Source organism: Candidatus Odyssella thessalonicensis L13, from assembly GCF_000190415.1.
Taxonomy (GTDB): Bacteria; Pseudomonadota; Alphaproteobacteria; order Paracaedibacterales; family Paracaedibacteraceae; genus Paracaedibacter; species Paracaedibacter thessalonicensis.
This window is the reverse complement of the sequence record NZ_AEWF01000010.1, coordinates 32,670-53,308: the sequence shown is the minus strand read 5'-3', so window position 1 is coordinate 53,308 and position 20,639 is coordinate 32,670. Positions and strand designations below refer to the sequence as shown.

Below are 20,639 nucleotides of genomic sequence, written 5' to 3'. Positions count from 1 at the left end.
AGCATTGCAGCATTTCCCAAAGTCTCAACTACAAAATATTCAGATAGAGTTTGTAGGGGCCGCAACAACTGATGTCAATAATAAAATTCGGCATTACGGATTAGAAGAAACTGTACTCACCTTACCCCCCATTTCTTATCTAGACTCCTTAGCATTGATGCAAACATCTGATTTACTATTAATCATTGATGCCCCTGCAGAGATTAGTCCCTTCCTTCCTAGTAAGTTGATTGATTATATTGGCGCTAATAAGCCTATTTTGGGTATCACCCCACCTGGGGCCTCTCAAAGGTTAATAGAAGAGATGGGATTTATGGTAGCTTCTCCTAATAACTCAGATGCCATAGCAAAGAATTTAATTAAGACAATTCAAAATATAAAAGATAAAAAGTTTACCGCAGTACCTGAAAAAATTCGACAACGTTACTTTGTCAAAACGGTGGGAGATCAGATGAAAGCCATGCTTCATGATGCGTCGTTACCGCCCAAAATGTTTCCCTATTAATTAATACTTTTTTGCATAAACCGGATAACAGTCTTATCTAAAAGAATTCTTCCTGCTTTAAACTGATTTAGAAAGTTCCTCTTCTGTATTAAATTCATAAGAAGTATTTTCAATAATCAATAGAACCTCCTCAAAAATGGAGTATATGTTTCCAGAAGATTATCTTAACTCCACTAACGCTTAAGAGCACGGTTAAATTATTGAAAAGTTGCTGTTAAGTAGAAAAGTACCTCATTTTCCGTGGAGGCTAAAATAGTATCTTCTGGAAGAGACATAAGATAGAAGACATATATTTTAAAATTATCTAGCCAAGTATGGGTTCAGTTTATTATGGCAAAGAAAAAATTTTTTAATATAGATATTAGGAAGTGAATACAAAACAACCTTTTTAATTCTCACTGTCGCCCATAAAAAGGTATTTGTCCCCATCACTATTAAAGTAAGAAGTTTTATAAAATAAAACTTCTTACTTTAAAAATACTATTGTCATCATAAGAGAATTTATATTTCTTTAATATCTTATTTATAAAAGTTAAAACTGTCCTTCAATGGGAGAAACTGCAACCACCTTTCACATTGGAGTAATATAAACTTATAAAGTAAGTTATTTATATGGTTAATCTTTAAGACGCAGTGGAGGTAGGTTCGATGATACTTTTGAAGAGTTCTGAAAAATCACGGTTCTTAAAATGTAGAACAGCTTTAAAGCTAAAAAAGCAGGCTATAAAAACAGCCATGATACCTTATTCTTCTCCTTCTACGATTTAAGGGGGAGAACTAACTCTTACCCTTAGAGTAGAAAATTATTCTTTTAAGCTAGTTTTTTTAAATTAGAAAACTCCTGGAAGTTTTAAAGATATAATAGGCCTATTTCCTATCTCTTTTATGATTATAGATGCTCATTATTTCTTAATTTCTTACGTCCTTTCCCCCTATAAGCACATCCCTTACTCCTATCTTTCTAATTCTTAGTAACTCCTAAAATATTCTCAGAAGATTTATTTGCTCCTTATAAAGTTAAAGAATGATATTTCTTATATGCACATTTAATTTTTGGGGTTAATTATAAGTTATTTTTATCCTTTTATTCTATCTGATTAAGGAAGTATCTTCTAAAGAATAGATATTGGGTAAAAAAATCCTATGTATCTCACCATAAGCTTTTATCCAGGGTAATAAGCTTGCTTGTCCTAGCTATTGCAGCCTCAAATAAGAGGTATGTATGGTTAGGTGCATAATAAGTCTTTAATGAGTATTGATTCAATAAAAGGAGAAATAACTATGTTGAATATTAGACCCTTCATAATTGGTTCATTAATTTTAGCCACCCCTGCCTTCGCAAGTATTATCCATGTAACAAATGAAAATCAGAAGCCAATTAAAATAAAAGTAACAGCTGATGAGGATTCTGATGCTGTTATTAAAATGAAAGTTTCAGAAAACCGTGACTCTACATTCCGTGTAGACCGTGAACATATGAATGGAAAATTAAGCTTCTCTATAAAGGGAGATACTAATCCTTTTACAGCAGGAGGAACCTGCGACAACCTTAAGATTGATAAAGATTATAGGGTAACTTTTACTAATGACAAAATGGGAACCTCCTGCAAATCTGAAATCATAAACTTAAAATAGAGCAGACATAAATTTGTTTTAGAACAGCCTATCCTGAAATCAGGATAGGCATTACCATATTATAATTCTTACTAATAAAAGATAGAGGAAACGTTTAAAACCTATTCAAACAGCCAAAGCTCGAGCTTTCTACTTATTAGGTCTGATCAGTATTTTCTCAGTCGATTGTAGCCAAGCAAGGAGGCGTTGTCTCTTAGTGCTTATTCCATCTTCCCAATCTTATTGACCTCGAATCTGTTCTTACTGCTTTTCTTGTAAGGCACCATCCATTGAACTTCTCTTTCTTAATATTCTCTATGAGGATAACTATTATAGGCGCACCACTAAAAAGTGAGGGAGAAAAGGGGTATATCCGTATCTCTTGGAGATAGAGGATAAAACTAAAATACCCTCATAGCCAAATAAATACTTCATATCATTCTTAGGGGGTTTATTACTAAGTATCAATTAAGTACTAAAAAATGCCATGCTTCAAAACTGCACACTGTTCTTACAGAAAGGAAGAATAATTATCTTAAAGGTGAGCGTGGAGATCAGTTTAAGATGGTTCTGGGAGCGAGGGGGGCTTTTATCCTTAGCTACCTAAGAATTCCTTTTACCCTACTCTGGTAAGCAATTTATAGGTTAAATCTCTTTTCCTTATTAACCTCTATTAAATTTACGGTTCACAGATGATTCCTCTCCTGGGACAGTTAGCTAGAATCTTCTAAAAGCTATGTTAATAAAATAGTTTAATTCTTACTTCTGTATTAGGTTGCATTAAACTCTGAGGAAAATAGTGTAATGTTCTATAATTATTGTAGCTAAGTATTTTCTACTACGGCGACACTAATCATTCTTACTTAGCGTTGGAGTTTATAGAGATGTTTCTTTCAGTTTTCCGCTTTGCAAATATCTACAAAAAAGAGCTTTCAAGGAGGATTGCATTTCTTGATAAGAAAAAGGCTTAACCACGTAGTCCGTTGCTCCTAGACGCCTGCTTTCAGATATATCCACCTCCCTCTTAGAAGCCGAAAACATAATAATAGGCGGAAATGATTCCTCTAAAACTTTGCTTTGGGATTCGGAGAGCCTTTTTAATACATCTAAGCCATTCAAACGAGGCATATTAATGTCTAAGAAAATGATAACCTTCCCCTGGAACGGTTCTCTGTTACGATAAGAATTCCGCCTATAATAAAAGTCTAGAAACTCCTCACCGTTCTCAAGAAACTTTACATGAGAGTTTACTGAAATTTTATTTAAAACTAGCTTGAAGATATGGCGATCTACCTCATCGTCCTCGACATAGATGACCTGTATATCTGAAAGCAACTCCATAAGAAACCTCCTATGGCCAATTTAGAACCAAGATTCCATATATTCAAAAGAGAATAAAATACATATTTTCTAGAATAGATTATATTTTGAATACGTCAATAATTTTCCATTCTATCTATGCCTATTTTCTCAAATAAATTTCGGCAGTCCAACACATTTTGGGTATAATGTTAATTTTTGAGAGAAGATTTACTAAATTAAATGGTTCCGCAAAAAAAGAAAATCTAACTCATACCGTTTTCTCAGGCGGTAATTTAGCTCCATTAAATACTGGCAAGGAAAAGTTGATTCTTGTCCCTTCTTCGGGGGTAGATATAAAATTGATTTTTCCGCCATATGCTTCTACTATCTTCCTACAGATCATTAAACCTAAACCTGCTCCATCTGCATAATTTGAATAGAAGGCATTAAATACATTATTCTGCTTCAAGGTAGCGCCGCACCATCCATTATTATGAAGGCTAAATTCATAGTAATCATCTACTAAGTATTTTCCTGAGAAAGTGATCTCTATAGGCGTACTTGTTGAATGCTTTATCGCATTATCTAGCAGATTCTGAAAAAGCTGCAAGATGCAAGCCTTATTTACATCCAAAATTAAGTCCTGAGGTGTAAAATTCTTTATGACAATTTCTGGCCTCTCAGCACAAAATTCAATTGTCATTTCCATAACTTCTCTTAACGTTACTGGCTCTCTATTTACTGTAAGATCGCCATTCTTACAATATAAGACTATTCCTTCACAAATTTCTTTGGCCTTTGATATGCATCTGTTTAAAGCATGTAAAGTATCATTAACACTAGGCTTCTCTTTTAGGGTATCTTCTAATTCTAATTCCAGAAGGGACACATAAGTGGAGATTTGACGCAGAGGCTGTATAAGATCATGAGAGAAAATTAGAGAAAACCTTGTCAATAATTCTGTACGTGAACATAACCTTGAAAGATCTAACTCTAACTCTATTTCCCTAGAAATATCTTTGCAAAAAAAGAAGATTCCTGTAATCTTACCTTCTGCTCCAAACCAAGGAAAGGATTCCCAAGTGATCCATGTAGCCTGGGAAGCACTAACCTGTACCAGGACCTTTGAGATCCGGACTGAACTTCCCGCTAGACTTTTTTCTAAAGCAGCTTCCATTTCTTGAGGAAAATCGTAAACTAGTTCTCTAATATTTTTTCCAGCAACGTCCGTTATCCCATAGGTTAACCTTAATGATCTTTCAAAGGAGGGGCTAAGAGCCTCGACTGTTCCATCGATATTAAGGAATCCTACATTAACTTTCACTTTTTCTATAAAAGACAATACATATTCTTTACTGTAAGCTTCAGCATTGCTGCTGCCTTCTTTCTCCGCCATTAATTGAGATAAGGCATAAGTATAAGGAGCAAAGAGCGCTAAAACGGCGCCTTCCTGAGGAAAGTGACCATCAAGAGGCACTTTAAGATTGATGCTGTTTTTCATATTTAATTATCTCTTAAATTGATACGTAAACCAATTAGAAAACATTTATTTATAGTAGGTATACCTCATTACTATGCCGTTGCACAAGATCACTTTTTATATAAATAGTTATAATATTGCATTAAGATATATATTCTTGTGACCATTTATTAAATACTTAGAAGCTGGATTAGATTCTTGAGCTTAAATAATGGCCCCGGTATATTACTTGCCCCCAATACCAGTGAAATTGTCGACTAAAACAATTTAGAAAACATATAAAAATTCGACTCTTAATCTCAACAGATAATATTTAACGTAAAGACAAAATAATTTTGAGCAATATTTATACATTACAAAAGTAAATTTATTAATAAACTCAGGCTGACATTATTTATACGGATTAAAACACTAATACTAGAGAAGGGAAAATCGAACAAGAAACAGAAGTTTAACAATAATAAAGGTAACATGCTCTGTGGGAAATAAGGCATCAAAGAACTTTTGAGAAAGATTTTCCTGCATCTTACTCCTTGTAAAACAAGAGCAGTGTATTTACGCCTAAATAGGCGTATTTATATCTAAAAAACAGTTTAGCGTTATGCAGTTCTTTCCTTAATAAATCCTCTATTTTACTTTCAGGATCAAAGTTAAACTCTTTTCCTGATTTATAGGAGGCGGCAAGCTGAATAAGAGTATGTATAAATTATTTTTCACTTACTAGCAGAGGACTAATGAGGGCGGCAGCTAGGATACACCTTATCTTTTAGATGCTGCGCGAATAAAACTTCTGCAATAGTACCAAGTTCAGATGACCCCTTTAAGGCTAATCTTGCTTCTAGACAAATTAAAAAAATTGATTAGGTTAAAGGATATAGATAGGAGACCTATTAAGTTAATAGCTGCTACTGTTATAGGACTAATAGTCATTAGTTTCAAGGGAGTTGCAAGTTATAAACGGCATACTGATATAACTTATTGAGAAAACTGAGGACAATTTTAAAATACTGATAAAATAGCTCCTTCAAACTCGGTAGGTTAACTCCTAATTCTGTAGGGATTAAAATTGTTTGATTGGGAGGCAGTAGAAACTTATTATTGCTCCCATATAAATTATAGGCCGTAACAATCTTTATAAAGAATTTTAGTCAAAAATTTATAAGTGACAAAAAGACTACACTTTAGGATCAAGTGGAATCAAAGGGGAATCAGATCTTTCTTTTTGTAGAGGTGATCTTTCAGGAGAAGGATGAACAGGAAGCTCTGGAATGAGAGGTGATTCAGGTATATCTTGTAGAGGATTTGTGGGTATCTTCTTTTGTATAATGCTACGCTCATAAGTAGCTCTCTCTCCCTCTTTTATAGAGTTTTTGGGATGCTCGTGTGCTGAACTCATTCTTTGGCTAATGCTCGCAGTTGGGTTGTTTTGATTTGCAGCAGTTAATCGCAACACTGATAACACTATTAATTTCCCTCCTAAGAATTATGCATACAAGCCCTTAAAGTTAATTATAACACTCAGCATAACAACATATTTAAAACTAATATAAATAGGTAAGTTTTAGGAATGTAAATCATCCACAACTTTTAACCTGAAGCCTGTTTAATTTTCCCTCCTATTATAATTAAATATCTAAAAACCTAAAATTTACTGTCCATGCATAAATTAGTTTTAGCAAGCGTATATATATTACTGATCCCTCGTTATTGTAATGCACAAGGGGAGCTACCCGTTAAAAGTAATATTTCATCCCCTTCTTCAAAAGAGATTTATCTTCTTATTAAGAATAGAAACCGTAAGAACCTAAACCTTTTGATAAAGCCTGAGCTTCCAAAATTGTCATACCAACAAATTGATGATCATAATAAAGCTGGTTGGATAGTCTTAACTATCCCTGGAGCTCTAGACGAAACTATAGGGGTTGAAACTGAATTCAAAGTATCTGTAGAGCAACTAGGTAATTATAAATATTTCTCAATCACGGGAGAAACAAACTCTTTAACACCAATAGGGACCTGCTATAATTTAGAAACAGGTAAATGCTATAGAGTTGAATTCTCAAATAATCTTTTTGGAACAGATTGCAGGGGCACAGAGATATCTTCACCTCTCACAGTTTCTGCTGAAGAGATAAAAGTTATCCCTTCAAGAAAGTTATCTTTTCCTGCTCAGGGAGGCGTCGCCAGATTACCCGAGAGGCCATCAGAAGTGTTGACTCATAACTAGAAGTTATTCTTGAGCACAATTTGTATAAGATGGATATAGTATCTGTCAGCAAGCTTGGACAATAAACAGTTTAACCTTTTCCGGCTTTTACTAAAAAATTTAGATGTAAGTCTCAGTTATGTTCTTAGTGATCGAGAAAATCATTACTGATTTATCGTACTCTTTATACCTTGCCTTAAATTATTATGTTAAAGTCATATACTTTTTTAAAGGAATTAAATAATGGATAAAGAAAATATAATTATTCTAGAAGACAATGATATTATTACTGCCATATTTAAGGCGCCCATAGAGGCTGAAAATGTTTATAGGCGCTTACTTGACATAGGCTATGACAAGGAGAAAATTAATTTGATTATGTCTGAGGCTGTACATGGAAAATATTTCTCTAATTCCTCTGAGGAAAGCTCCTATAACATGGGAAGTAAATCTATGGAGGGATTAGGAATTGGTGCAGTAGCTGGAGGAGCAATAGGGGGTATTGCCGCAGCCCTAGCTGCGATAGGCACCACTTTAGTCTTCCCAGCTCTAGGCTTAACTATCAGTGGACCATTAGCTGCAGGCTTAGCAGGCGCTGGAGCTGGTAGTACTACGGGGGGTCTAATTGGTGCTCTAGTGGGGTGGGGATTTCCTAATGAAAAAGCAAAAATTCTTGAGGAAGAAATAAATAATGGGGGCGTAGGAATTGTTATACGAGTTGATAAGACTATTACTCGTGACATGCTATTAAATAATTTGAGAAAGCCATTACTTCCTGAAGAAAGGTTAAGCGCTTAAAGAAAAAAAGAAAGAAGGTGATGCTAACTGTTAGGTTAAGCAACTATATGGTTAATCCCTTAAAATGATGCTCTTAGGAGACACTAATTTTATCCGGCTTGTATAAATTCCTAGAAGGCACCTTATAATTAGTTTGACATGGAATATATTGATAGAATACATAAATCCGGGTGTTCCTAAACAAGTATATTTAAGGGGAAAACTTTAAGCTAACAAAACAGAGAAGCTATGTTCTTCTACAGACTATTCTCAGCAGTAAGCACCGAACGTAAAAACTACTCCCCTTATTACGTAGGTCTTAGGGATTAATCATAGTAATAATAAAGACATGATATTATTTAGGAGTCCAAAAAATATGAGGATACATGATAAGTAGGGCCTTGGAAAAATTGAACTAAATTACGTATAAGTTTGCAAGGGAAGACAGAGACAGTTTTTTAAGCAAGCGTTTAGCAAAGCTTTAATATTAGAATAGTTTTCCCAAGCAGTATAAATTCATTGTCTATAGAGCACTGGATATATTCTATATTATCATAGCTCTATAGCTTACTTTTAAGAAGAATCAGATAGGGTGCTTACTTTTTTGGCTGCTAGGCATTACAAGTTATTAGATTTTAAGGAGAAGCTATTATGAATCAGAAATACTATCCATTAGTTATCATTAATAGAATTATTTTAATCGTGGCTGCTCTTAATTGGGGATTAGTAGGCTTTTTTGATTTTAACTTAGTCCACTACCTTTTTTCGCCTTACCGTTTATTGGAAAAAATAGTTTATTGTTTAGTAGGGATCTCAGGGTTGTTCACACTATATACTGTAACCAAAACAGAAGGGCTCGAATAGAAAACGTATCTTATATAGGTCCCCGACTTTAAAGGAGTAACCATTAGCTAACTTATAAAAGAAGCAAATATAGAAGCGAAATGGGTATACAGTCTTTTTTATCTATTTTTTCATGGCTCTCTAATATAGATCAAGATGCTGAGTAAAGCTAAATTATCTACTAGCTTGTGAAAAGAGCGTTACAGGGCCTATTTTCAGAATATTTAAGAGCTGCTGAAATTAGAACGGTGTGCACTTATAACTCTTTCTTCGAGTAAAGAAAAGGAATCTATCTAAATTTTAGATCCGTCTGAAGCAGCACAATAAGATGATAAAATTATTGTGAAAACAGTAAACATTATTTGGAAACGTATATCTTTTGACTCCATTGAATTTAAACTATCTAACTAATATGAAAGGAAAAAACTCTATGGTAACTCAAGTGGGATTAGAATCAAATTTTACGGATGCCTTGTATGATTTAATTGAGCTCGAATATGATGCAGTAGAGGCCTACGAGGCTGCTTTAGCTCGTTTAGAAAACTCAAACTATAAAGAAAGAATTAGAGAATTCTTAGAAGACCATAAACGGCATATAAAGAAATTCTCAAGCATTCTAATGCAGCATAATAAAGAGGCCCCCCAAGGTCCCGACTCTACTAAAAGCTTTCTAGCCAAAGGTAAAGTTATTGTTGCGGGCTTAGTCGGGGATAAAGCGATTCTTCACGCAATGCATTCTAATGAAATTGATACTAACACTGCCTATGAACGCTTAAACCTTTTTGAAGGTAGATGGACTGATACAGATAATGCTCTTCAAGAGGCGTTACAGGATGAGCGCCGCCATAAGGCTTGGTTTGAGGCTATAATCTCTTCTGATTAAGCATCAAAGGAAAAATTGTTAATAGTTAACCTAATTCTTCCTCCCTAAATATTATATTATTTAAAAATAAAACAGAAAGGAGTAATTAAATGAATAATAATATTATTAAAGGAAACATAAATGAACTTAAAGGTTCCATCCAGAAAAGATGGGGAAAAATTACGGATCAAGAGTTTTCAAGTATTAACGGAGAAAAGGACAAGCTTGTAGGCCTAATCCAAAGTAAGTATGGCGAAACCAAAGAATATATTGAAGATTATATAACCGAAATACTGAATAAATCAGAAGGTTTAATAGAAGATACTCTTCACACTCTAAAAGAAAAAAAGGAGGAAGCAGTCGATTACTCACAACAGCTAGCTAAGGATTTATCTGAGAGGGTTAAAGATAATCCTTTACCTTCTGTAGCAATAAGCTTAGGTATTGGATTTCTTCTAGGGCGGCTTATAAAATGAGTATCTTGCCTCCTTTAATAGCCTTTATTTTAAGAAGCATGGACAAGCCAGCATATAGCATTAGATTCTTATGGAAAAAGGTTTTGGGAGGGATATTGATAATCCAGGGAGCTAGCTTAGCTGTCTATGCTTCCTATAAATTATTCGTCCCTCTCCTGGGAGAAGGTGGGAGTGCCTTATTGATAAGCGTGATCATTTTAATAATAGGAGGATTATTACTTTATCATAAGGCCTCTTCTTCAAGATCATCCGCACAAGATTTATTGACTATAATGGAAAAAACAGTAAAGCAGTTATCCCTCCCCCTTATACTGAAAGGAAAAACAGGAAAGGTTATAGGGACTGCCTTAGGAATGGCTCTTGCCCTTGTTTATTTAAAATCTCGAGGAAAAAATTAGACCTAAACCAACAGAGGAGGTATTTCACCTCTGTTGGTTTATTTTATGTTATGCTTGTTCTTTTATCTGTTCGTGATGGGGAAGGCCCGCAGCTTTTATCCAATAATTCAGCGCAATGTTGAGCTGTTCGCTATATTCTTTAAAAGTAAATGACTTACGTATAAATCCATTTGCATGTAAAAGATAAGATTTAACAGCATCTTCTTCATTAACACTACTAGTCAGAACAATAATTGGTACCCCATTTAAAACTGGGCGCTTCTTGAGGTCATTTAAAAGCTCAAAGCCATTTGCAGACGGAATATTTAGGTCCATGAAAATTATATCGGGCTGAGAGAACAGACGAACCGAAGTATCTTGAAGCTCTCTAAAATAATTGAGGACTTCTGCTCCATCTCTTAAAACATAAATGTCTAACTGTTCATCATATTCTGATATGCATTTTCTAAAGAAGTATTCATCATCTGGATTGTCTTCTATCAAAAGCACTCTATAAGGATCCTGTTTTGTATCTAATGAAGATTCATCTACATTATCAAAGAAACATGCTAAATCTATCTTAAATATCTTCGATAATCTATAAAGTAAGCCAGCTGAGATCTTATTTGTTCCCTGCTCATAGCGATGCATTTGTTGTAATGAAACGTCTAGATCATCGGCTAACTTCTTGAGTGGCCAATCAAATTTTAACCTATAATACTTTAATTTTTTGGCAACGTATTTGTCAATATTATCAATCATTAGATACCTCAATATAAGTTTAATCTCTTGAGTATATTACTACTATCAAAAAGTATGGGCTCATCATTCGAAAATAACCTTATTTTAAGTGAGCCGCGTCCTAACGTGGAGTCTACACGCTTTAAAAGGATCATACAATTTTTAACTTTATTCCTATAATAAGTATAACAAAAATTTTTCCATCCTGGTTTATTTGCAATCATAGAACTACGGGTAAAATTCATAAAATATTCACCTATACGGGTCTCAGTTGTAAATTAATCTTATTGCTGAACTTTATTGGGATTTGCCTTATAGAAATTGATCCTTTAAATCCATCTTAAGAGATTCCTACAATGCCCATCCAGCGCAAGTAGTCAAATTGTTTATTCTTTAGAATCATTTATATACTCAATCAGCTCTTTTATTTTAGGCTCAAAGCTAAGTACCTCTGGCTTATTTATGGCTTTTAGCACCGCATTTTTTATAGGCATTGGACAATCCTTCAATATACTTAATACCTGCTCTTTATTAAAAAGGTACTGATTTATCATTAAAGTGTCTGCCCATCGAGGAGCCTCTTTTACTAATCTCGGTATTTCCTCTAATATGGCTTTTGTTACTACACTTGGGTCTCCAGATGCAAGAGTGCTCATAACTGATTCTTGAGTACCGTAATCGGGCGCTTGAGAAAAAGTTTTCATTAATGCATGGGCTACAACACAATCAACTTTTCCTTGTAAATTCTCTACAATATCTACAAAATTATTAACTTGCTCTTCTGTTTCTCTAGGAGAGTATAATAATAGTTTATCAAGTATAGTGGTCACTTTATGCTCCTACTTCTTATCAAGATATCCAATCTTTTTAGCATACTCTAACATATCCTGCATAGGCTTGTTATACTTAGAACCAGAAGATGCTTTTACATCCCATATCTCTTTAGCCATGGCTTCTCTTTGCTTATCTTGGCTGATTAATTTATCTATTTCTTTCCTATATTCCTGTGCAGCAGAAGAGTTTCCAAAGCTAGATGTTAAACGATGGTCCTGCATTTCCATTTGTATAGCAGGCCCAGCATAGGTAGAGGGTATCCCATTCACGCTGTCAGCTGGCATATGGTGACGATGCCACCCCGGAATACATGGCAGCTGACCATACGCACCTCCTCTAAATTCTTCTGAAGAGCTAGCAGCATTTGTCAATATCTGTATCTGCGGCCCATCATAAATCTCGAAGCCTTCAAGAGTAATATTGATGCTGGAGGGTGCCTGGTCAAAGCCTTCGATACCTGGTCTTGCAGACTCTGGAATAGGAGTCGACAGTATTTGCACCTTTGTGGGCTCGGTGGTGAAACCTTCATCAACCCAGCCTTCGACGGGATCGGTGGTCTCGCAGTGGCTGGTGCTGCTGCCGGAAACTCTTTCCTTTCCTTTATCCGTGCTGGGATTATAGACGCCCGGAACGGCTGTGTCGGCGGCTGCTAAATTATAGGTATGGCGCTGCAACCAAGCTTGACCTTGTTGGGAACGGGAGGATTCATAAGCTTGCTTAAGATCTTCGCGTTCGGCAACGGCTTGGTTTTCTTTAGCTCGTTCACGGTCTTGATACCATTCATAACCTTTATAGGCTCCATACGTTGTACCTAATGCAGCTGCTGTCATTAGCGCTGTATAAGGATTCACAGGAACTTTACCGAACCCAGCTGCTGCTACCTCAAAGATCGCGGGGGCGCCGCCGGCGGCTAAGCGTGGCATAGCTCCTTGCATTATCTGGCCTGCGGTCGTTGCGGTTGCGGCAAGACTGGCCATCATCACCGAGGGGCCGGTTGAGCTTGAACTAGCGCTGGCATAGCTAGAAACCTGTGCCAGATCAGGGACGGTGTGGCTCGCCAAGGCCTGCTTAGCCCGCTCAATGATATCAAAGCGTCGCTCCGTGGGTTTGACTATTAAGTGCGGTGCGCTAGCTGCTCGAATGTCGTGTGGGCCGTGTGATGCTCGACCAGGAGCTGCCGGGTCTTGTCCTCCATAACCTTGCGGGCTTTAATATTGGCGATCCGCTGATCACGGGTAGCAGCATCAAAAAAGAGTCCCGAGACATCCTCAGCTGTCGAGGCTGTATCCCCATTACCGAGACGATACTGTCCTTTTTGCAGGGCCTGCCCCTCTTCTCTTAAATTATCCCACTGGTCTAGGGTGGCTTCCAGCTCAGCTTCGCTACGAACACAGGTTTCATCCGCCGCTTTCGCTTGGTGTTCCTGCTGGGAAAAATCATCAATAGCAGTCTCAGAGATTATACTGAAAGCACCAAAGACCTGCCCTGTATTATTCTCCATCGCTTTAAGGGCGGCCGATTGGGCGGCTTCGACATTAAGACCCAGAGTATTGGCCGCACCGACAGCGGCGAGCTGACCATAAGCCTTGATCTTCTCCATTTGGTGGTTTTTGAGAACACTATACCGTTCCTTATAAGCGTTCAGCCGTAGCCGTGCCAATGGCGCCGCCGAGCGCAGCCTCTGATTATAGATAAGTATGGCTAATCTTTAAAAGAATCAGGTAATTTAAATTCATAGCCATACAGTTTGTAAAAATTTACAATATCTAGAAAATCTGGGTTATGCATATTTTTATCCTGCTCCACCCAATAGTTTGGCCTTCTATCTAATGCATCTAAAAGTCTTTGCTGTGCTGACTGGTAATCCCACACTGAGACATATTCGCAGTCTTTTAGCTGATCTGGTTCCACTATTCTCTTACCGTTTTGCTCCCACAGAAGATAACATCCTTTATCCTTATCATATGTAAAATGACCTTTAACAAAGTCAATATTCTGCTCATTAACGTCAGCTTTTCCTATTATTGGCCAAATTCCTTCCTTAAAAATATAATCATATACAGAGATCTGAAATAAAACAGGTAAGTTTACCAATGTGTTCAAGTTGGGTATTTCTCCATTATTTCTAAAATTAAAGAAATTCTTTCGTGCCTTTTCCACAATTTGTCCATATCCAAAACTTCCATCACTTAAAGGGACTTGGAAAACTATTCCTTTTTTCAAAGCTACTCTTTTTTTATTACTAGCCATTATTCTAAGGTACTCCCTGCTTGCATAAATATATCTTTTTTAGGATGGTTTTTTCTAATTCCGTTTATGCTATTCCCAGACGTTCCACCTGTCGATTGTGCTCCACCAAAACTATCCATTTGAATTTGTTCTCGACCTCTAATAGAATCAGGGTTTGTAGAAACTTTATCTAACTTTGCCCTGCCATATCCCTCAGCATTTTTATGGTGCCTAGCGTCTCTTCTTTCAAGTGCGCGCTGCACATCATATGGATTATTTGGATCCCCTACTCCACTACCCCTACCGCTGTAAGTTTGGCCAGTCTTAGGTTTATATTTCGTATAAGTAAAATAAAACTTAACTTTCTCAGCAACCTGGCCGGCTTTTTCAAGCAGCTTATCCTTGGTGCTGCCCACCATGGCCCCAACACCAAACATCAACCCAAATGTTCCAGCCGAAGCGAGCATATCAGATTTCTGCTCACCCATTCCTGTAGTCTGTTGGAGCTGGTTGCTTATCCAAGATTCAGCTTGTTTGACATGCGTATCGACAACAGCTGTCACCCCAAGCCCGTCGGCAACCTTGGACCCAATATATCCGGTGACGCCCCCCATGGCTAGCTCTAACGAAGTTAAAGCAAACTTTGTCAGATGGGGATGCTCATGAGCACAGCTATCTAAGGCGACTGCGGCCTCTGACAGTAATTTCAGACCTTTACTTAAACAACCTTCATCATGTAATAAGCCTGTAGCCTCTAATGTTATTGTAATCGCAGGACTAGGTTCCGTTGCAAATTCTTGGGAAGTTGTTAGGTTAAGGGTAAATTATCTAATAAATGGTCACTGCAATGAAACCTAAAGAGTTCAGATATCGCCATTTCCTTCCAGAAGTTATCTTGCAATGCTTACGCTGGTACTTACGTTATATGGATTTCCCGTTGTTCGTAGGACCTTGCTCTCCTTAAAAATGAGCAAGGAGCGACAATAGTGGAAGAATTGCTTGGTCATATTGTTATGTCAAGTCTTAATGTTTCTGAAGTTGCCAGTGTTCTTCTTGATTCTCAAATGAGCCTCCCGGAGTGTGAAGAAATTATTTTTCCTTTAATATCTCATCTTATTCCCTTTGATGCCTCGCAAGCTTTAATGGCAGCTAGCTTAGAGAAGCAAATCACACATAAAGGCCTTTCCTTAGGCGATAGGGCCTGTATGGCCCTAGGAATAAAAATGAAACTCCCTGTCTATACAGCAGATCAAGTATGGGCTGATTTAGGGCTGACTGATATCGAGATTAACCTTATTCGCTAAAGGGCATGTATTAGTTTTACGGCGAAATACTAGCTTCAGCTACCTAATCAATTATTTAAATGATAAGTCTAAAAATATTGCCGTAAAACACTTGCTTTTAGCCACTACTCATTTTCCTCCTATTCGAGAAGTAAAATTATTGCTATGTAAATGAAAATATTACTTCTTTGACAAACTGCATAGAAATAGATAAATAAAACACCGTCTATTATTTAGACATAGGCTTGATTAGCCTAAACATCTTTTTCCTTTAAGTAATATTTGAAGAATTTTCTTTACTTTGCTCATAAACGGGGATTCACTACGTGAACGATTACTCGATCAATTAGAAGCTTATATCGAAAGTGGTCATAGCCATTAAATACTAATAATAAGGATTCTTAACTCATTCATGAGCGATCTATATATCTAAGCCTGCATATGTTGGAGCATGATCAGTGCTACCATGAGGGAAATCGGCAAAGGTGGATGACCTAGCTCAGATTGATACAGGCAAGAGAAATAATTTTCTAAAGCCAACCAATCGCTTAGATGTGTTCGCGTAAAAAAGGAGGCTTGCAGTTTAATTGGCTGGAAAGACGATTACAAGATAGATTCTCTTGGCGGATTTTAGTAGCTTAAGGTTTACTCATAGGTTTGCGAAGTTTAGTAACAATTATTGCTTTTCTTTGCAGTTATTACCCCTTCCCACTTACTCTGCTATATCACAGCAACATTCCTAATCCTCTCCCATTTCTCCCAAGCGATTAATTAGTTTTTTAAAAATTCTTGAGTAACACTGATGAGCTTTAAAAAGCCTATACTTATTCTTTCTACTCCTTTCAACTATTCCGCAAGAGATAACAACCCCTCCTAGCTAATAAATATCTTATTTTGCAATTAAGAGCTTTAGCGCTTCCTCTAACCCTTCTGTCATATTTTTATCATTCATTAAACACCATATTTGAAATTTCTTTTTAAGATCTGCAGGGATTTTCAAGCTAATAAAATCTTTCTGCACATTGTGGGTGCTCTTTGCCTTTTTAGAAGGATGCAACTGCTTGTCACTAGGCTCGACAGTTGGCTCAGGTTCCACTTTTACTAGATCTGAGGTCAGCGAGAATTTCGGTTTAGACATTTTTTCTCCTACGCTGTTAATTTTTTCTTGCTAGATTTAGGAGATTCAAACAGCCTAGACTTTATAAACTCCCATACCTGGCTAATTTCTTCCGCTGCTTGCTTATCCGTTTCTACTGCTGAGCTTCCTATTCCCATTGCCGTCGCATACGAGGTTCTGTTCGAGATGACCGCCGGAGCTACGGCTCCAAATTGTGATAACACTGAAGCTGCTTGAAGAGTCGCTTTTGCTCTTATAATACCTTGAGTAATTACAAACACGTAACTAATTTTACTTTCCTCCACCATACTAATCGTTCTTCCAATAGCTGTTAAATCTGGAGCCGTTGGTTTAGAAGGTATTACTATTAAATCTGCAACTTTCATACCGGAGAGAGCGTTGATGCTTGCATCTCCTGGGGTATCAATAATACAAAGATCAAAGTTATTATTTCGAAGTTTCTCTATTACATTTTCAAGATCAGGTGCGCTTGCTTCAATTAAATAGGGATTCTCTTCGCTTCTTTTCTGCCACCAACCTTCCAAAGTTTTCTGAGGATCCATATCTATAAGTATAGTTTTGATCCCTAATTTTACTGCTTCAACAGCTAAATGGGCAGCACAAGTTGACTTTCCAGCTCCACCCTTTCGATTTGCAATGGTTAATACTTTCATTAGTTATCCATATTTATATCCTATAATGCTATACATAACATATGACACAGGATGTGCATAGATAGTTAATTCGACACATACCTTCTTTATGTATGGGTTACCAATTGCTATCTCTAAGTTAATATAATCTTTCTGCCTCTCTATGAGAATTAAGTTTACAGATATATAGACGTTTTTATATATGGTGTTAATTTTTCTCTTTTTAAAAAAATAAACATTCATACTGATAAGGCCTATTTAATTAAACTATAAAAAGGACAATATAATCTTTTTAAATATTATTTAGGTGGTCAAATTCCCTAGTGTAATATTTTAATATTGTGTTGTACACATCATAATACTAAATAATAATACTTCGTAGTTTTTCATAATTATATTATAATTTTTAAAAATTTTTATTTAAACTTGTATTTCTTATTATCTATAATACTTAATATATATATCCACTTTTATGGAAAATATGGAGAGCTTCTTTATATAGGTAAATTATTATGAATAATTAATGTTCCTTTAAACTCTTCCATATGTTTTTACTCTTATAAAGGGATAGCCCTGTGGCATTTTATGCTATGCATGCGGCTGTCTTTAACTCCTAAAAGATAAAACTGAAAACAAGATTACTAGTTAGCTAGTTTTCTATATAAATTTTTCTCTAGATATATATATTTCATGTTTTCTTTATATCTGGATTTATTTATCTTCTTCAGCTGACTCTCTCTAATGAAGATGTAGCAATGAGAAAGCATCTAACGAGACATTTTAGCAGAATTAGATGGTATAGTCGCCGCTGCCTCTCTCCATCTTTTTATTCCATACATTAAATTAGTTATTCTTAAGTGATAATGCTTCCTTAGTTAGCCGGTTATAGGGATAAGCAGTCAAAATGATATAGTGATAACAATAAATCCCTTAATAGTGTCATAGATAAATATATATTTCTTTATTTCTATATATCGTGATTCCTTTACCAAACTTATGTGCTCTACCTTTCCTAGCTTTATCGTGAAAATTATAAATATGGATATTTTGATTTCTTGATATCCAAAATTTTATTTATCGTGTTTATTCTACATCTGTATATAATTATTTCTTGATATCGTGATTTATAAATTTTCATATACAATGCTTTGCTTTAAATGGTACCTTTGCCATAAAAAAGCTAAAAACATGATATCGCGCTATCTATATATCCTGAAAGCCCGTTTGCTATATAGCGTGATATATTTTTTTCGGTATATAGTGCTAGAATAGCTAAAGCTTAATTATATGAAACTCTCAAACTCAGCATGATAACACGATTTTTAGTTAACGTAATATAGTGTTATTCCGAAAGCAAGAAATGTGTTTATCTAGATATCTAGCTTTCGTTTTATATTGATATAAAAATAACTTGTTAACTCGATTTTTTGATATCATGCTATCTTGTTTTCACATTATCGAGAGACAAGAAAAATTATTAGCCAATTTTATTAACACGCTTTGACACAATTCTACACACCTATTGACAATCACTTTATTCCGTGATTAAGATCTACTTAACCAACAAGGTGAAAAGGGGCAAAAGCTTGAGTACAACTTCGGGAAGAGTTAATATGGCGCTCTCTTTAGAAACTCTTATCCAAATAGAAAAGGAGTGCGAAAAGAGAAATATGACTCGTACACAGTTTATCAAGGAGGCTATAGGGGACAAGTTGAAGAACCTAAATATTCACGCTGATTTACATAATGACATTAAAGAATTAAAGGACTCAGTAACAGAATTGAGAAAGATAATGCTTTTAATGGTGGAAAAGTAACAAAAACCTTCTGCGGGAACAGAAGGTTTTTTTGTGCACATGAGCTTCTATAATAGCTACATTTCTAATTTGATATTAAAGATTTTATTCTACAATGTCAAGTTGTTGTTATTGTTGAACATGTGCAAATTTTAAAAAAGGAAATGCACATGTCTAAATCCAAAGCATTGTTAATAGGGGATAAATGTCTTCTAATGCAACCCGAGCTAATAAAAGCAGTTGGAAAATCATCCGCTCTTCTATTACAACAGATCCATTTTTGGATCAACAATCCAAAAGTTGAAGGTAAATCTTTTGAGGGAAAGAAGTGGATAGCTAATACTTATGAAAGTTGGGCTGCAGATTTAAAAGTATTGTCCTTAAGCACAATTAAAAGAGCAGTGAGTAACCTAAAAAGATTAGGTATTTTATCTGTTGGTAAACTCTCTTCTTATAAGAGCAATCGCACAAATTGGTATACGATTAATTATGATCGAATAGAAAAGTTTTTTCCTTCTGTTTCATCCTTAACAAGCCGTAGTGCACCATTATCCATCTCGGAAGAAACTAAAGAAAGTAAGGTCATTTTGACTCCATCATCAGCTCAAAATGAGCCAATCTATATTGATAAGAAAACAAAACAAGATATTTTAATAAATCAAAATAGTTCCAAACAATCAGAAGAAAATAATTTTGAAAAAAATACTGGTGAAAAACCAGCTGCTCTTGAAATGGTCGCAATATGGAATGAAATTATTGCGCCAGAAGTCAAAGCACTACCTACTCGACAGCGCTGTCAACAGCTCGTCGCTGCTCTAAAATATAAATTTCACAATAGTCTTCAAAAATGGAAAGAATATTGCTTACAAATTGCCTCTAGTGATTTTCTTATGGGGAAGCTTAGAAATGGTTTTAAGATTGCTTTAGATAGTGCTCTTAAATTTGGCTTTATTCAGAAAATTTTTGAAAAACAACTAGGAGTTAAAGAGCTTAGGCCCCTCCCAAATTTATCTAAAGATGCTTTAAATGCAATCGAGCTTGCTACAGAGGATGCTAGAGTTAGAGATATTCGAGCGCGAATTCTTAAAATTGTAGGAGCAGCAACTTATATAGCTTGGTTTAAAGAGTTAGAGATTGAATTAGCTTCTAAGCTTCTTGTGCTCAAGGCCCCGAATCAGTTTAAAAGAGATTGGATTATCAGTAAGTATTTGCCAGATATCCAAAAATGGCTTGGTTTTCAAGTAGAGATCTGCTAAAGACCTAACCACTGAGCAGGGCAGGCACGAAGGAAACAAGTCTTACGCATATTTAGACGAGGTCACCTTTGCAATTGATAGTTTTAGCGCTTTATAGGATATCCCTTGTATTTACTAATTATTAACTATTGTAACTGATAGCTGGAAAAGCTTGGCAGTAAATAGCTAAGAACTCAGACTATAAAGTATATAAGCTTTCTATTTTCTCAGGATCTTTCTTGTAAGCCTTTTTAAAGCTTTTAGAGGCCATTTTTACCTTCAGGTATAATTTAAATATAACATTTACAC

Annotated in this window: 19 protein-coding genes and 1 pseudogene; 10 read left to right on the top strand and 10 right to left on the bottom strand. The window is 35.7% G+C overall.

The window, feature by feature from the left end; genetic code table 11:
- Positions 1-4 precede the first annotated feature (4 nt).
- Positions 5-505, top strand: coding sequence for a glycosyltransferase family protein (locus tag HMO_RS0112205; RefSeq protein WP_010304045.1), 501 nt, complete (start codon positions 5-7; stop codon positions 503-505).
- Between the two features lie 1,281 nt (positions 506-1,786).
- Positions 1,787-2,140 carry a hypothetical protein gene (locus tag HMO_RS0112195; protein WP_010304042.1) on the top strand — a complete coding sequence of 118 codons (354 nt, stop codon included), beginning with the start codon at positions 1,787-1,789 and terminating at the stop codon, positions 2,138-2,140.
- Between the two features lie 855 nt (positions 2,141-2,995).
- Here HMO_RS0112195 and HMO_RS0112190 read toward each other — a convergent pair.
- A complete protein-coding gene (locus HMO_RS0112190) occupies positions 2,996-3,460 on the bottom strand; it encodes a response regulator (protein ID WP_010304041.1) in 465 nt (154 codons plus the stop codon).
- Between the two features lie 229 nt (positions 3,461-3,689).
- Complete coding sequence (locus HMO_RS0112185; RefSeq protein WP_010304040.1) at positions 3,690-4,922, bottom strand: PAS domain-containing sensor histidine kinase; 1,233 nt, start codon at positions 4,920-4,922, stop codon at positions 3,690-3,692.
- Positions 4,923-6,738: 1,816 nt separating this feature from the next.
- On the opposite strand from HMO_RS0112185, the gene HMO_RS0112170 reads away from it, so the two are divergent.
- The 5 genes from HMO_RS0112170 (at position 6,739) to HMO_RS14990 (ending at position 10,065) form a co-directional block, all read left to right on the top strand.
- A complete protein-coding gene (locus HMO_RS0112170; RefSeq protein ID WP_139016890.1) occupies positions 6,739-7,128 on the top strand; it encodes a hypothetical protein in 390 nt (129 codons plus the stop codon).
- A gap of 222 nt (positions 7,129-7,350) precedes the next feature.
- Positions 7,351-7,905, top strand: coding sequence for a hypothetical protein (locus HMO_RS0112165; protein WP_010304036.1), 555 nt, complete (start codon positions 7,351-7,353; stop codon positions 7,903-7,905).
- A gap of 630 nt (positions 7,906-8,535) precedes the next feature.
- Positions 8,536-8,748, top strand: a complete 213-nt coding sequence (locus tag HMO_RS0112160; RefSeq protein ID WP_010304035.1) for a DUF378 domain-containing protein — start codon at positions 8,536-8,538, stop codon at positions 8,746-8,748.
- A gap of 409 nt (positions 8,749-9,157) precedes the next feature.
- Positions 9,158-9,610 (top strand): DUF892 family protein, encoded by a 453-nt coding sequence (locus HMO_RS0112155; RefSeq protein ID WP_010304034.1) that lies wholly within the window; start codon positions 9,158-9,160, stop codon positions 9,608-9,610.
- Positions 9,611-9,699: 89 nt separating this feature from the next.
- Positions 9,700-10,065 carry a CsbD family protein gene (locus HMO_RS14990; RefSeq protein WP_010304033.1) on the top strand — a complete coding sequence of 122 codons (366 nt, stop codon included), beginning with the start codon at positions 9,700-9,702 and terminating at the stop codon, positions 10,063-10,065.
- Positions 10,066-10,511: 446 nt separating this feature from the next.
- Here HMO_RS14990 and HMO_RS15900 read toward each other — a convergent pair whose 3' ends face one another.
- The 6 genes from HMO_RS15900 to HMO_RS15895 all read right to left on the bottom strand — a co-directional run bounded on the left by HMO_RS15900 (position 10,512) and on the right by HMO_RS15895 (position 14,860).
- Positions 10,512-11,204: a response regulator gene (locus tag HMO_RS15900; RefSeq protein WP_010304031.1), complete on the bottom strand. Its 693-nt coding sequence runs from the start codon at positions 11,202-11,204 to the stop codon at positions 10,512-10,514.
- Between the two features lie 365 nt (positions 11,205-11,569).
- Positions 11,570-12,013 carry a hypothetical protein gene (locus HMO_RS0112130; RefSeq protein ID WP_010304030.1) on the bottom strand — a complete coding sequence of 148 codons (444 nt, stop codon included), beginning with the start codon at positions 12,011-12,013 and terminating at the stop codon, positions 11,570-11,572.
- Positions 12,014-12,022: 9 nt separating this feature from the next.
- Positions 12,023-13,078 (bottom strand): hypothetical protein, encoded by a 1,056-nt coding sequence (locus HMO_RS17420; RefSeq protein ID WP_010304029.1) that lies wholly within the window; start codon positions 13,076-13,078, stop codon positions 12,023-12,025.
- Between the two features lie 53 nt (positions 13,079-13,131).
- Positions 13,132-13,677 (bottom strand): hypothetical protein, encoded by a 546-nt coding sequence (locus HMO_RS17415; protein WP_245528682.1) that lies wholly within the window; start codon positions 13,675-13,677, stop codon positions 13,132-13,134.
- A gap of 41 nt (positions 13,678-13,718) precedes the next feature.
- A complete protein-coding gene (locus HMO_RS0112115) occupies positions 13,719-14,267 on the bottom strand; it encodes an immunity 26/phosphotriesterase HocA family protein (RefSeq protein WP_010304027.1) in 549 nt (182 codons plus the stop codon).
- On the bottom strand, positions 14,267-14,860 hold the full coding sequence (locus HMO_RS15895; RefSeq protein ID WP_010304026.1) for a hypothetical protein: 594 nt from the start codon (positions 14,858-14,860) through the stop codon (positions 14,267-14,269). Before HMO_RS15895 ends, HMO_RS0112115 begins: the two co-directional genes overlap by 1 nt.
- Positions 14,861-15,211: 351 nt before the next feature.
- On the opposite strand from HMO_RS15895, the pseudogene HMO_RS14975 reads away from it, so the two are divergent.
- Positions 15,212-15,550 (top strand): annotated as a pseudogene (locus HMO_RS14975) (type II toxin-antitoxin system VapC family toxin); the annotation flags it as partial.
- An 868-nt stretch (positions 15,551-16,418) separates the two neighbouring features.
- Here the strand turns inward: HMO_RS14975 and HMO_RS0112100 are convergent.
- On the bottom strand, positions 16,419-16,667 hold the full coding sequence (locus tag HMO_RS0112100) for a hypothetical protein (RefSeq protein ID WP_010304024.1): 249 nt from the start codon (positions 16,665-16,667) through the stop codon (positions 16,419-16,421).
- Positions 16,668-16,675: 8 nt separating this feature from the next.
- Complete coding sequence (locus tag HMO_RS0112095; protein ID WP_010304023.1) at positions 16,676-17,320, bottom strand: ParA family protein; 645 nt, start codon at positions 17,318-17,320, stop codon at positions 16,676-16,678.
- A 1,649-nt stretch (positions 17,321-18,969) separates the two neighbouring features.
- Between HMO_RS0112095 and HMO_RS17130 the strand changes: the two genes are divergently transcribed.
- Positions 18,970-19,116 carry a hypothetical protein gene (locus HMO_RS17130; protein ID WP_175282128.1) on the top strand — a complete coding sequence of 49 codons (147 nt, stop codon included), beginning with the start codon at positions 18,970-18,972 and terminating at the stop codon, positions 19,114-19,116.
- Between the two features lie 149 nt (positions 19,117-19,265).
- Positions 19,266-20,351 (top strand): DnaA N-terminal domain-containing protein, encoded by a 1,086-nt coding sequence (locus HMO_RS15890; protein ID WP_010304020.1) that lies wholly within the window; start codon positions 19,266-19,268, stop codon positions 20,349-20,351.
- Positions 20,352-20,639 lie beyond the last annotated feature (288 nt).